This is a genomic window from Corynebacterium bouchesdurhonense, from assembly GCF_900078305.2.
GTDB lineage: Bacteria > Actinomycetota > Actinomycetes > Mycobacteriales > Mycobacteriaceae > Corynebacterium > Corynebacterium bouchesdurhonense.
In genome coordinates, this window is the sequence record NZ_LT546023.1 from 1 (window position 1) to 12,905 (window position 12,905).

General features: G+C 67.9%; 15 protein-coding genes. 8 read left to right on the forward strand and 7 right to left on the reverse strand.

What is annotated here, in order from left to right; translation table 11 throughout:
- Together BN4252_RS00470 and BN4252_RS00475 are read left to right on the forward strand one after the other, a co-directional pair.
- The coding region (locus BN4252_RS00470; RefSeq protein WP_143341132.1) for an ATP-binding protein at positions 1 to 209 on the forward strand (209 nt) is incomplete at its 5' end.
- A 111-nt stretch (positions 210 to 320) separates the two neighbouring features.
- Positions 321 to 647 carry a heavy-metal-associated domain-containing protein gene (locus BN4252_RS00475; RefSeq protein ID WP_066524098.1) on the forward strand — a complete coding sequence of 109 codons (327 nt, stop codon included), beginning with the start codon at positions 321 to 323 and terminating at the stop codon, positions 645 to 647.
- Here BN4252_RS00475 and BN4252_RS11380 read toward each other — a convergent pair whose 3' ends face one another.
- On the reverse strand, positions 648 to 899 hold the full coding sequence (locus BN4252_RS11380; protein WP_066524099.1) for a hypothetical protein: 252 nt from the start codon (positions 897 to 899) through the stop codon (positions 648 to 650).
- Between BN4252_RS11380 and BN4252_RS00480 the strand changes: the two genes are divergently transcribed.
- On the forward strand, positions 825 to 2,933 hold the full coding sequence (locus tag BN4252_RS00480) for a copper-translocating P-type ATPase (protein ID WP_230208522.1): 2,109 nt from the start codon (positions 825 to 827) through the stop codon (positions 2,931 to 2,933). The genes BN4252_RS11380 and BN4252_RS00480 overlap by 75 nt on opposite strands.
- A gap of 48 nt (positions 2,934 to 2,981) precedes the next feature.
- Entirely contained in the window at positions 2,982 to 3,668 is a 687-nt protein-coding gene (locus BN4252_RS00485) for a DUF305 domain-containing protein (protein WP_066524108.1), read from the forward strand.
- 359 nt (positions 3,669 to 4,027) lie between these two features.
- On the opposite strand, the gene arfB is transcribed toward BN4252_RS00485, so the two are convergent.
- The 3 genes from arfB to BN4252_RS00500 are packed head-to-tail and all read right to left on the reverse strand — an operon-like array spanning position 4,028 to position 5,274.
- A complete protein-coding gene (arfB, locus tag BN4252_RS00495; protein ID WP_066524109.1) occupies positions 4,028 to 4,471 on the reverse strand; it encodes an alternative ribosome rescue aminoacyl-tRNA hydrolase ArfB in 444 nt (147 codons plus the stop codon).
- A gap of 10 nt (positions 4,472 to 4,481) precedes the next feature.
- Complete coding sequence (locus tag BN4252_RS10995; RefSeq protein ID WP_187370901.1) at positions 4,482 to 4,655, reverse strand: hypothetical protein; 174 nt, start codon at positions 4,653 to 4,655, stop codon at positions 4,482 to 4,484.
- Positions 4,656 to 4,683: 28 nt separating this feature from the next.
- Positions 4,684 to 5,274, reverse strand: coding sequence for a putative glycolipid-binding domain-containing protein (locus BN4252_RS00500; protein WP_078056685.1), 591 nt, complete (start codon positions 5,272 to 5,274; stop codon positions 4,684 to 4,686).
- A 142-nt stretch (positions 5,275 to 5,416) separates the two neighbouring features.
- Here BN4252_RS00500 and BN4252_RS00505 point away from each other — a divergent pair, with 142 nt between their 5' ends.
- The 3 genes from BN4252_RS00505 (at position 5,417) to BN4252_RS00515 (ending at position 8,909) form a co-directional block, all read left to right on the forward strand.
- Positions 5,417 to 7,105: a 3-ketosteroid-delta-1-dehydrogenase gene (locus BN4252_RS00505; protein ID WP_066524215.1), complete on the forward strand. Its 1,689-nt coding sequence runs from the start codon at positions 5,417 to 5,419 to the stop codon at positions 7,103 to 7,105.
- A gap of 83 nt (positions 7,106 to 7,188) precedes the next feature.
- Complete coding sequence (gene chrA, locus BN4252_RS00510) at positions 7,189 to 8,403, forward strand: chromate efflux transporter (protein ID WP_230208523.1); 1,215 nt, start codon at positions 7,189 to 7,191, stop codon at positions 8,401 to 8,403.
- A gap of 47 nt (positions 8,404 to 8,450) precedes the next feature.
- Positions 8,451 to 8,909 (forward strand): GNAT family N-acetyltransferase, encoded by a 459-nt coding sequence (locus tag BN4252_RS00515; protein ID WP_066524216.1) that lies wholly within the window; start codon positions 8,451 to 8,453, stop codon positions 8,907 to 8,909.
- Here the strand turns inward: BN4252_RS00515 and BN4252_RS00520 are convergent.
- A complete protein-coding gene (locus tag BN4252_RS00520) occupies positions 8,896 to 9,828 on the reverse strand; it encodes an ADP-ribosylglycohydrolase family protein (protein WP_066524115.1) in 933 nt (310 codons plus the stop codon). The two genes, BN4252_RS00515 and BN4252_RS00520, sit on opposite strands and share 14 nt — an antisense overlap.
- A gap of 118 nt (positions 9,829 to 9,946) precedes the next feature.
- Here BN4252_RS00520 and BN4252_RS00525 point away from each other — a divergent pair, with 118 nt between their 5' ends.
- Positions 9,947 to 11,119, forward strand: a complete 1,173-nt coding sequence (locus tag BN4252_RS00525; RefSeq protein WP_078056686.1) for a Dyp-type peroxidase — start codon at positions 9,947 to 9,949, stop codon at positions 11,117 to 11,119.
- Here the strand turns inward: BN4252_RS00525 and BN4252_RS00530 are convergent.
- Complete coding sequence (locus BN4252_RS00530) at positions 11,026 to 12,177, reverse strand: HAMP domain-containing sensor histidine kinase (protein WP_230208524.1); 1,152 nt, start codon at positions 12,175 to 12,177, stop codon at positions 11,026 to 11,028. The genes BN4252_RS00525 and BN4252_RS00530 overlap by 94 nt on opposite strands.
- Positions 12,174 to 12,845: a response regulator transcription factor gene (locus BN4252_RS00535; RefSeq protein ID WP_066524220.1), complete on the reverse strand. Its 672-nt coding sequence runs from the start codon at positions 12,843 to 12,845 to the stop codon at positions 12,174 to 12,176. The genes BN4252_RS00530 and BN4252_RS00535 overlap by 4 nt, the downstream gene beginning before the upstream one ends.
- Between the last annotated feature and the right edge of the window lie 60 nt (positions 12,846 to 12,905).

Genomic DNA, 12,905 nt, shown 5'->3' on the forward strand with positions numbered 1-12,905 from the left:
TCGAACACATCTTCGAACGCTTCTACCGGGGGGATGCCGCCCGCAGCCGGGACAACGGCGGGGCCGGGATCGGTCTGACCATCTCCAAGGCATTGATCGAGGCCCACGGCGGCACTCTCACCGCCACCTCCCCCGGACCCGGTCGCGGAGCGGTGTTTGCCCTCCGCCTCCCGCTGTCCCCTCCCGATAGTGAGGAGGCTGCTCGGTGACCACACCCTGCCCCGCGTGAGGGCCGTGCCCTCCACCCCTTGAAAATATACCCCGGGGGGGTATACGCTAGCGAGCGTTACCGCATCCCACCGACCCGTAGGAGCTTTCCCATGATCAACCCCCCACCCAGCCTCTTGCCGATGGCCTCTCACGGCTGCAGCTGTTGCGGACCTGCCTCACGTGCCGACACCGCCTCCATCCCTGCCTCCGGCGACTCGTCAGCAGGAGGGGCCTCCCCGAGCTACCAGGTCACAGGCTTGACCTGCGGCCACTGCGCGAAAAGCGTGACCCAGGCCCTTCAGGCCCTCCCCCAGGTCGACGACGTCCAGGTTGATCTCGCTGCTGGTGGTGTTTCCACCGTCACGGTCACCGGTGTCGTACCTCCGGAGATGGTTCGCCGGGCCATCGAGGAGGCCGGCTACACCGTCTTATCCTGATCAGTTTTGCCCATCATCTCGACCCCGACCGGGTTGAGCGAAAGGAACGTCATGAGCACTCCCCACCATTCCGGTGATCACCATGGTGATCACGCCGCTCCGGAAACAGACCACACCCACCACCCGGCTCATGCCAGCCACGAACACCACGCAGATGCCGACACCCACGGCCAGGCGATGCCCCACGATCACCCGCACTCCGCCCTGGACGAAGACCACCAGGTTCATGGTCACGGCGAACACGCCGGACACAGCACCGCAATGTTTCGGGACCGCTTCTGGTGGTCGCTGATTCTGTCCATTCCCGTCACTATTTTCAGCCCCATGGTCGCCCAGCTGCTCGGCTACCACCTCCCGGCATTCCCCGGATCCACCTGGATCCCCCCGGTGCTGGGCACGATCATCTTCGTCTACGGCGGAACGCCTTTCCTCAAGGGCGGATGGAAAGAACTGAAATCCCGCCAACCCGGGATGATGCTCCTGATCGCCATGGCCATCACCGTGGCGTTTGTCGCCTCCTGGGTCACCACTCTGGGGCTGGGCGGTTTTGAGCTGGACTTCTGGTGGGAGCTGGCTCTGCTGGTGACCATCATGCTGCTGGGCCACTGGCTGGAGATGCGCGCTCTCGGGGCCGCGTCCTCCGCGCTTGACGCGCTGGCTGCCCTGCTGCCGGATGAGGCCGAGAAAGTTATCGACGGGACCACCCGCACCGTGGCCATCTCCGAGCTGGTCGTCGACGACGTCGTGCTGGTGAGGGCCGGTGCCCGGGTGCCGGCCGACGGTACCATCCTCGACGGAGCCGCCGAATTCGATGAGGCGATGATCACCGGCGAATCCCGTCCCGTCTTCCGCGACACCGGTGACAAGGTGGTCGCCGGTACCGTGGCCACCGACAACACCGTCCGCGTCCGGGTGGAGGCTATCGGCGGGGACACCGCCCTGGCCGGGATCCAACGCTTGGTTGCCGACGCTCAGGAGTCCTCCTCCCGGGCCCAGGCCCTGGCGGATCGGGCGGCGGCGTTGTTGTTCTGGTTCGCGCTGATCTCCGCTCTGATCACCGCGGTGGTGTGGACCATTATCGGCAGCCCGGACGATGCCGTGGCGCGCACGGTCACGGTGCTGGTCATCGCCTGCCCGCACGCCCTGGGCCTGGCGATTCCGCTGGTCATTGCGATCTCCACCGAGCGGGCCGCGAAATCCGGGGTGCTCATCAAGGACCGGATGGCGCTCGAGCGGATGCGCACCATCGACGTGGTGCTCTTCGACAAAACCGGCACCCTGACCGAGGGGGCGCACGCGGTCACCGGTGTCGCGGCAGCTGTCGGCGTCACCGAGGGCGAGCTGCTGGCCCTGGCCGCCGCCGCGGAGGCCGACAGCGAGCACCCCGTGGCCCGCGCCATCGTGGCGGCCGCGGCCGCCCATCCCGAGGCCTCCCGTCGGCAAATCCGTGCAACTGGTTTCAGCGCCGCCTCCGGCCGGGGGGTCCGGGCCACTGTCGATGGCGCTGAGATCCTCGTGGGTGGGCCGAACATGCTGCGCGAGCTCAACCTCACCACCCCGGCCGAGCTCACCGACACCACCAGCGCCTGGGCCGGGCGTGGGGCCGGTGTGCTCCATATTGTCCGCGACGGTCAGATCATCGGTGCGGTGGCCGTTGAGGACAAGATCCGCCCCGAATCCCGCGCCGCCGTGAAAGCCCTGCAGGACCGCGGGGTGAAGGTCGCGATGATCACCGGTGACGCGCAGCAGGTGGCCCAGGCGGTTGGCCAGGACCTGGGGATCGATGAGGTCTTCGCCGAGGTCCTGCCCCAGGACAAGGACACCAAGGTCACCCAGTTACAGGAGCGGGGCCTGAGCGTGGCCATGGTCGGTGACGGTGTCAATGACGCCCCCGCTCTGACCCGCGCGGAGGTCGGTATCGCCATCGGTGCCGGCACGGATGTGGCCATGGAATCCGCCGGAGTGGTCCTAGCCAGTGATGACCCGCGGGCAGTGCTGTCGATGATTGAGCTGTCCCAGGCCAGCTACCGCAAGATGATCCAGAACCTCATCTGGGCCTCTGGCTACAACATCCTCGCCGTGCCGCTGGCCGCCGGCGTGCTCGCCCCGATCGGGTTCGTGCTGTCCCCGGCCGTGGGCGCGATCTTGATGTCTGCGTCGACCATCGTGGTGGCCCTGAACGCCCAGCTGCTACGCCGGATCGACCTGGATCCGGCCCACCTGGCTCCGACCGAGTCGAAGGAGGAACACACCACGCCTACTCCGGCATCCACCGCCGTCCGCTGATCCACCACTTCTCTCCACTACCCCCATATGACCCTGAAAGGCTCCACCATGAAGCGCACCCTTGTTCTTTCCGCTCTCGCCGTGGCCTCCACCCTGGCGCTGGCCGCCTGCGGTGAGGCCACCGAGTCAGGCAACACCGACGCCACCACCTCGGCCACCAGCACTGCGATGACTACCGCTGAGACGACCGAGACCACCACGGCGACGACTGAGGCGGACGGGGAGATCTCCGCCGATCACAACGGCGCGGACATCATGTTTGCCCAGATGATGATCCCGCATCACCAGCAGGCCGTGGAGATGAGTGAGATGCTCCTGGCCAAGGAGGGTATCCCCGCCCAGGTCGTGGAGTTTGCCCAGGGGGTTATTGACGCCCAGGGACCGGAGATTGACCGGATGAACGCCATGCTCGAGGCTTGGGGCCAGCAGCCGGTCACCGACTCTGGGGGCATGGGGACCATGGACGAGATGGGTGGAATGGATCACGGCGAGATGGGTGGCATGAGCGGGATGATGAGCCAGGAGGACATGACAGCCCTTGAGGAGGCCCAGGGTACCGAGGCTGCCCGTCTATACCTGGAGCAGATGACCGCCCACCACGAAGGTGCGGTCGACATGGCCCGTGACGAGGTTGCTGACGGCCAGAATCCCCATGCGATCACCCTGGCCGAACAGATTATCAACGACCAGGAGGCCGAGATCGCCCAGATGCAGCAGATGCTCACCGCCCTATGACAGGTCCCCGTCTTTTTCTGATCCCGAGGACAGGCATCTGAAAAAGAGGGATAACCGTGACGATTGCCACCTGCTGTGGGCGATGGGTCGTTGTCACCGCAGCGGGTGCACCGGGGTGGATGTTTTTTCTCCCTCTGGTCGCACCGCTGAGGAAGGGAAAGCTCCTGTGTCCAGACCCTTGGAGGACTACGCATTATTGTCCGATACTCACACGGCCGCCCTGGTCTGCCGGCAGGGCAGCATTGATTGTTGGGGGTGTCCCCCGAGTAGTGGACACGGCGTTGGTGTCGAGTTCAAGTTCAACGTGTAGGCACCAAAGCAGCTTCCACCCGTGGAATCGCCCTTGGCTAAGGGCGACCTTAGGGGATCTGTGGCCGCCGTCGCGTCGACTTTAACTCCGAGCGTCGCTGTTTCGCCTCGAGACGACGCCTCACCGAGCCCCGCGTCGGCTTCGTCCTGCGCCGCGGTGGAGGTGGAGGGGCGAGCGCCTCGCGCAACAATGAGGCCATGCGCTCGCGCGCCTCGGCGCGGTTGCGTACCTGCGACCTATGGCTCGACGCGGAAACGGTAAGAACTGTGCCGTCCATGCGGTGCTCGAGGTGGTGGAGGGCGCGGCGGCGCTGGGCGTCGGAAAGCGATGCGCACGCAGCGATATCGAGGGAAAGCTGCACCTTGCTGTCAGTAGTGTTGACGCCCTGTCCGCCGGGGCCCGAGGACTTTGTGAACCGCTCCGTTAGGTCGGCGGCGGCGATGACCGCACCGTCGGGGATCCCAGGGCCGGGCGCGATGGTTAGGTCATTCATGTCGCCCAGCCTACGTGGTCTTCGACTCCTTCTCGCTTCGGTGCAGTGCCCCTTGCGCAGCGGCCTCATCTCTCGGTTTTCTCCCAGCCTGGCGAAGCACGGCGATGTTGTAACCGTTTTCAGCTTCAGCTACCCATGCGTCAATTTGTTTTTCGCCGATCGGCTGCCCGTTCATCATTTTCATATCGAGTAGATCGCCCAGATTGTCCTTGCTAAATGCGTCGGGCGAGATCGGGGTAGTGGATAACCACTCCATCTTCGTCGACATCCAGCTCCACATCGACCCCGCGCGTTCCGCTTGCGTAGCGGACAGTGTTTGATCCGAGGGAGCTGTAGTACTGGTCTGACGCAATCACCTGGAGGGACGGCATATCAATCCAGGCCATGATGAGCCTCGTCTTCGGTACATCTCCTTCGAGAAGTTCGAGGCGCCGGATGGGCATAGTGTTCGTGAGGGGGCAGAGGCCCAGATCGCAATCCAGTGCTTCGATTAAATCCTCGTCCTGCCTGATTCCAGGCTTGGCTAGATCCGGAGGCGGAGTGCCCTTTTCGCTGGTCTCGGCTGACCACTTACCATCCTCAGACCGGACGAGGTTGAGGCTTCGTTCCCAACCATCGCCCTTAACGTTGACCTCCACGTGATTGGTCACCCAGTTTTCTGGAGCCTGAAGTTCCCAGGTCGCTTTGTAGCCCTCGCCGAGCTGAACTCCTGTTGCAGACAGGCCAGCCTTGTGGAATTGAACGGTTGCGTCGTTCCGGATAAGGGGGTTGTCTACGTGCTCCCACTGGTAGGTGCGTTCCATCTTTTAAGAATCATGCGGTCGACCTGCCCTGTCAATGGTGGGGACGGCTGTGTAGCAGAAAACTCCACACCTGACAGACTGGAGTCAACAATCTACGCTCATGTGTGTAACCCATCACATTTAGTAGCGAGGAGCGATGAAGATGACAATCCCATCTGGACCAAAAGCACACGATGCCGATGTTGACCTCTTGGTCGTCGGATCTGGCTCTGGCCTTGCCACCGCGCTGTATGCCCACTCGCTGGGTCTAAAGACGCTGGTGGTGGAGGCGAACGAGTACGTGGGAGGCTCGCTGTCGATGTCAGGCGGCGCGTTCTGGGTGCCCGGCAACCACGTGCTGCGCCGCTCCGGGTTTAAGGACACGGTGCAGCGCGGCCTCGACTACGTGGGGAGCATCGTGCCCGACAATGCCCCGCGCGAGCGCTGGGAGGCGCTGATCAAGCACGGCCCCGAGGCCATCGAGGCGCTGGACAACCTCACGGACCTTAATCTTTTCTGGTCGAAGGGCTACTCCGACTACCACCCGGAGAACCCGGGCGGCGCCTCTATCGGCCGCACCTGCGAGGCGCGCCCGTTCGACCTGAAGCAGCTGGGGGAGGAGCGCGGCCGCTTCCACCCCACCGCGGTGGCGGCCCCGTTCCCCATGCCCATGACGGGCTACGACTACAAGTGGGTCAACCTCATCACCAAGACCCCGCTGAAGTCATTCCCCATCTCCGCCACCCGCACCATCCAGGGCATCGGCGGCATGGCGTTCGGCAAGGAGTACGTCGCCACGGGCCAGGCCACCGCGGGCGGGCTGTTCCACGCCGTCATCAAGAATGACATTCCGGTGTGGACGCGCTGCCCCATGACGGAGCTGATTGTGGATGGGGAGGGCAGAGTCACGGGTGCCGTCGTGAAGCAAGACGGCTCCGAATACACGATCAACGCCAAGCGCGGCGTGGTGCTGGCCGGCGGCGGCTTCGACCACAACACCGAGTGGCGCATGAAGTACCAGAGCGAGAGCCTGACCGACGACAACTCGATGGGCAACTCCGAGAACAACGGCGACACCATCGCAATCCCGGTGGAGCAGCTCGGGGCGAAGACCGGATTCATGGATCAGGCCTGGTGGTTCCCGGCCATGGCCCCGCTGGAGAAGGACGGCCAGCCGAAGATCACGCTCGCGGAGCGCTCGCTGCCGGGCTCGTTCATGGTGGACCAGACGGGCCGCCGCTTCATCAACGAGGCGCAGGACTACATGACGTTCGGCAACGAGGTGCTGGCCATGCGCGAGGAGGGCCGCGCCAACGAGATGTGGATCGTCTTCGACCAGAAGTACAAGATGTCCTACCTCTTCGGCTCCGAGGTGTTCCCGGGCATGCCGCTGCCCAAGAGCTGGTACGAGGCGGGGGTGGCGTTCAAGGCCAAGACCCCGGCTGAGCTGGCCAAGAAGATTGGCGTGCCCGTCGACGCGTTCACCGCGCAGTTCGACGAGTTCAACCTCGACGCGCAGGCCGGCGTCGACTCGACCTACCACCGCGGCGATTCGAAGTACGACAACTACTACGGCGACCCGACCAACACCCCGAACCCGAACCTGCGCCCGCTGAAGGGCAAGCTCTACGCGGTGAAGATGGTGATCTCGGACCTGGGCACCTGCGGCGGCCTGATGACTAACGCCCACGGCAGCGTCGTGCGCGAGGACGACACCCCGATCGCCGGCCTCTACGCCCAGGGCAACAACGCCGCCAACTACTTCGGCGACGTCTACCCGGGCGCGGGCGCCACCATCGCGCAGGGCTTGGTCAACGGTTACATCATTGCGAACCACGCCGCCGCCCGCTAGCGGGAGCATATTGCTTGTCGACGCCCCCTTACTCCCGCCCACCCGCAGCGCCGACCGGCGGGTTCTTGGGTAGCGTAAGCCGGGTGTTCGAGGTACTGAAGATCTTCACCCGGCTGGGCCTGACCTCCTTCGGCGGGCCCACGGCGCACCTGGGCTACTTCCGCGAGGAGTTTGTCACCCGCCGCAAGTGGATGACGGAGCAGGAGTACGCCGACCTGGTGGCGCTGTGCCAGTTCATGCCGGGCCCGGCGTCCAGCCAGGTGGGGATGGCCATCGGGTACCGCCGTGCAGGCTACCCGGGCATGCTAGCCGCCTGGGTGGGCTTCACCATGCCGTCCGTGATTGCCTTGGTCGCGTTCGCGCTTGGCGTGGCGCAGCTGGGCGATATTTCGGGCGCGGGGTGGCTTGCGGGTCTGAAGGCCGCGGCCGTCGCCGTGGTTGCGCACGCGGTGCTGGGCATGAGCCGCAGTATTGTCACCGACCGCGTGCGCGCGGCGGTGGCGCTCGTCGCATTCTTGGTCGTGCTGCTGGTGCCGAGCCCGCTGGCGCAAGTCGGCGCCATCGCGGCCGGCATGCTCGCCGGCGTCGCCCTATTCGCGCGGAAGGGCGCGGGGGAGGCAGGCGCCGCGGCCGAGGACGGCGTGGGCGGGGGCGCGGCAGCCGCCCCGTTGGCCGCCCCGGCGAAGACCGGCTCGCGCGCGGCGGGCGCCGCGGCGCTGGCCGCCTTCGCCGGGCTGCTCGTGCTCCTGCCAGCCGCGGCCGGAGCCGCGAAGAGCACCGGGTTGGACATCTTCGACAGCTTCTACCGCTCCGGCGCGCTCGTCTTCGGCGGCGGGCACGTGGTTCTGCCGCTGCTCGAGCAGGCCACGGTGCCCACCGGCTTGGTGGACCACGACACGTTCCTCGCCGGCTACGGCGCCGCGCAGGCGGTTCCTGGGCCGCTGTTCACCTTCGCGTCCTTCCTGGGCGCGTCGGCGCAGGGGGTGCCCTGGTGGTGGGGTGCCATCCTGGCCACGGTGGCGATCTTCCTGCCGGCGGCGCTGCTGGTCATCGGCGTCATGCCGTTCTGGGACCGCATCCGCTCCCAGCCAGCGGCCTCGCTCGCCCTCTCTGGCGCCAATGCCGCGGTGGTGGGCATCCTCGCCGCCGCGCTGTACAACCCGGTGTTCACGGCGGGCATCACCGGCGCGGGCACGATGGCCATCGCGGCGGCGGCGTTCGTGGCGCTCCAGGAGTGGAAGGTGCCGGCGTGGGCGGTGGTGGTCGCCGCGGCGCTCGCCGGCTGGGCTGCACTGTGACGGCGCGGTGACGGCGTGGTGACGGCGCTGTGACGGCGCACACCGGGGTGGCGGTGCACGTGGCGGGGGTTGGGGACGCGGGGTGCGTCGCCACGCTACTGCGCGCATTCAACGCCGAGTTCAACACACCCGCGCCCGAGCTGGATACCTTGACCCGCCGCCTGGCTGGCATGCTGGCCTCGCCCCATGCCGCGGCCGTGCTCGCCCGGGGCGCTGAGGGGCCCGTGGGCTTCGCGCTGCTCACGCTGAGGCCGAGCCCGTACTACGAGGGGCCGGTGGCCATGCTGGAGGAGCTGTACGTGGCGCCGGCACTGCGCGGCCGGGGAATCGGCACGCGAATGATGGCCGTGGTCCACGAGGTGGTTGCGGCAGCCGGCGGCGGGGAGATCCAGATCAACGTTGACGAGGTGGATACCGGGGCCCGCCGGTTCTACGAGCGCATCGGGTTCACAAACGTCGAGGTGGGCCAGGACTACCGCATGCTCTGCTACATCAAGGAGTTGTAGGGGCCGCGCCGCGTAGCGCGAGGAGCGCGTCCGCGAGCTCGACCACGTCGTGCACCGAGTACTCGTCCGGGCGCAACGTCGCGGCCGGGTCGAAGGCGGCGATGACGTCGCGCCACCGGCGCGGAATCCCCTCCTCGCCGTGGACGCTGCCGAGGAATGCGCCCACGATGGCGCCGTTCGTGTCGGCGTCCCCGCCCATGCCCACCACCGCCACCAGGTCCTCCTCGAACCCGGTGCCGTTGGCCGCAAAGTAGCAGGTCAGGTGGAAGGCGTGGCGCACCCAGCCCATGTTGCCGCCGCTGACGTCTCCGGGGGGTGCGGCCATATACTCCTCCACCTCGGCGCGCAGGGCGCCGGCGTGGCGCAGGAGCGCGTCGGCGGGCTCCGCCCCGGCTACCACGTCCGAGAGGGCGGCGGCGTAGCAGGCGTTCACGCGAGCGGGGTAGGGGTTGGCGTGGGTCAAGGATGCGTCGACAAGCGCGAAATGCCCCGCCTCATTCGGTGCGCACGCGACCGCGAGCGGGCTGACGCGCATCAGCGAGCCGTTGGACTCGCTCGACGCTGAGCGCCGGAAAGGTGGGGTGAGCGCCTGGGCGCAGGTGTTGCCCATGTCGAACGGCCCTGAGTCGGCCCACCGCCGGTAGGACTCGCGGACGTCCGACTCGCGGTAGCCTCCGGAGCGCACCAGGCTGCGGGCGAGCGCGAGGGCGAGCTCCGTGTCGTCGGTTGGCTGGCCGGGCGCGAGCACGGTCCAGCCGTAGCGCGCGCCGCCGGTGAGCTCGCGCACCCCGTGAGGGTAGCTGGCTGCGAGCTCGGCGGGGGTAGCAAACTCCGCGACGGAGCCCAGGTTGTCGCCGATGGCCTGGCCGAGCAGCACGCCGCGGGCGCGGGATGTGGGGGAGAGGTGGGTGGTGTTCATGGGGCCTCCTTCGCTGACGGTGGAGGCACAGTGTATTGGGCCGACCCCACACGGCCGGCGGGTGTGTTCGAGCAGCGTTCGAACACGCGCGTCGGCGGGCGCACTTATACTTTCGCGCATGCCCGACATTAGCTCCGCAGACGTCTCTCAAACCGTTATCCTCCCGCAGTCCAAGGACGCGATGTTCATCACCGTGACTATTAAGGAGGGCGGAGAAGCGGCCGCGCTCCAGGTGATCACCGGCCTGTCCGGCCTGGTCAACGGGGTAGGGTTCCGCTGGCCCAGCGCGCACCTGAGCGCCGTGGTGGGCATCGGCGCGAAGCTGTGGGACCGCCTCTTCGTGGTTGAGAAGCCCGAGCTGCTCCACGAGTTCATCGAGCTTCAGGGCGCCAAGCACCACGCGCCCTCCACCCCGGGAGACCTGTTCTTCCACATCCGCTCCGACGAGTTCGACGTGGCGTTCGAGCTGGCGCGGCGCATCAACAACGCGCTCGCGGACGCGGTGGAGGAGGTCGACGAGGTGCACGCCTTCCGGTTCCAAGACTTCCGCGATCCGCTCGGCTTTGTCGACGGCACCGAGAGCCCGCGCGGCGACGAAGGGCGCGCCGTGGCCCTGGTGCGCGACGGCGTGTGGGCCGGCGGCAGCTACATCGTGGCCCAGAAGTACACGCACGACCTGCGCGCGTGGAACGACCTGCCCGTGGAGGAGCAGGAAAAGGTGATTGGGCGCACCAAGCACTCCGACATCGAGCTGGACGAGGACGAGAAGCCGAGCAACAGCCACGTCGCCGTCAATTCCGTGGAGGATGAGGACGGCAACGGCCTCGAGATCGTGCGCAACAACCTCACCTTCGGCAGTGCGCTAGGGGAGCAGGGCACCTACTTCATGAGCTACGCGCGCGACGTCCGCGTCACCGAGCTCATGCTGCGCCGCATGTTCATCGGCGAGCCGGAGGGCAACTACGACCGAATCCTGGACTACTCCACCGCGCAGACCGGCGTGAACTTCTTCGCCCCGCCGCGCGCGTTCATGGACAACGCAGCCGACTTCGCCCGCCCGGAGGTCAAGGGCGAGGACGGCCCGGGCGCGGCCACGCAGCCGGCCATCGACCTGCCGCGCGGCAAGGAGGTGTTCGGGGACCGCGGCAACGTGCCGGTGTCGCACAACGCCGAGGACGTGCGCCGGGCCCGGGAGATCTACTCGCTGGCGCTCAAGCCCGGTGCGGAACCCGGCACCGGGTCCGGCACCGGGTCTGGCGCCGAGCCCGGCGCCGAGCCCGGCACCGAGTAAACGCGCAGCGCCGCCACGAGCCCGCCGCCGTCCCGGGCCGCAAGTTCGAGCCCCCCGCCGTGCGCCTCGGCGATGGCCTGCGCCAGCGCGAGGCCGAGGCCGTGTCCGGTGCCGCCGCGGGACCCGGCGAAGGGCTCCGCCAGGCGGTCCACGTCCCCCTGCGCCAGCAGCGGGCCGCCGTTGCGGACCACCACCTCGGCACCGTCTTTAAACGGGCGCAGCTCCAGCTCTGCGGTGCCGGGCTCGCCGTGCTGCACCGCGTTGCGGGCGAGGTTGTCCACCGCGGTGTGGATGAGGGCGGCGTCGCCGAGCAGGCGCAGCCGGTCCGGCCCGCTCGCCAGTAACACGCCGCGCTCCCGTTCCACCCGCCGGCAGATCTCGCCCAGGTCCACCTCGCCGCGGGAAAGCGGCCGGCCGGCCTGCACCTCGGCGAGGCTGAGCAGCGAGGCGACGGTGCCGGCGCTGCGTGCGTTCACTTCCCGCACCCTCGCCAGCGTGGCGCGCAGCTCCTCCGCGGGGGCGGTCGGGTCCGACAGCGCCACGTCCGCCATGGTCTGAATGGTGGTGATCGGCGTCTTCAGCTCGTGGGAGGCGTTGGCGGCGAAGCGCTGCTGCGCCGCGAGCGAAGCGGCCAGAGAATCCAGCATCCGGTTCAGGGCGGCGGCGAGCTGGCCTACCTCGTCGTCGGGCCCGCGGTATACCACGCGCGCGTCCACGTCGCCGGAGGTGACTCGGCGGGCGTCGTCGGCGAACGCGCTCAGCGGCGCCAGCACCCGGCCGGCCACGAACCACCCCAAGAGCCCAGCAAGCGCCGTGAGCAGGGCGAGCACCGTAAGCGACGCGGTCAGCACCACCCGCAGGATCTCGTCGGTGACGGGCACCGCGGCGTCGATGACGGGCGCCTCGGCATCCGGACCGAACGCCGCCTGGAACGGCACCGGCGTCAGCCGCAGGTACGCGTACACGATGCCGATCAGCGCACACCCCACCCCGGCCACGGTGAGCACGAACATCCACGTGATGCGCGCCCGCAGGCTCAACTGCTGCGCCGGCTTCACGGCCGTGCCTCCTCGGCGACGTAGTAGCCGGCGCCTGGGATGGTGTGCACGATCCACGGCAGCCCCAGTTTGCGGCGCAGGTGGGAGACGGTCACGCGCGGGGAGTTGGTGAAGGGGTCGGCGTGCTCGTCCCACGCCTCGGCGAGTAGCTCCTCGGCCGAGATCACGCCGCCGCCGGCCTCCATCAGCACCTCGAGCACGGCGAACTCCTTGGGAGAGAGCGCCACCGGTTCCCCGTCGCGCGTCACCTCGCGGCGGAAGGGGTCGAGGCGCACGTCGCCGCAGCGGTACACCTCGCCGCGCCCGGGGGCGTTGCGCCGCGCGAGCGCCTCCACGCGCGCGATGAGCTCGGGAAGCTCGAAGGGCTTGGGCAGGTAGTCGTCGGCGCCTAAGGCGAAGCCGCCGAGGCGGTCATCCAGCGTGCCGGAGGCGGTGAGCATGATCACCCGCACCTCCGGGTGGTCGCGCACGATCGCCGCGCACACGTCGTCGCCGTGCACCCCGGGCAGGTCCCGGTCGAGCACAACCACGTCCGGGGAGCTTTTGCTTATCGACGCCACCGCCGCCCCGCCATCCCCTACCCAGCTTGCGTCCATACCGGCGCGTCGCAGCGCCGCCGCCACCGCCTCGGCGAGGTAGACCTCGTCCTCGACCACCAACACCCGAATTGTCATGGTCACCGATGGTATCGCCGGCCGTGTTGCGAGGCCGTTAACGGCGTTAGGGCG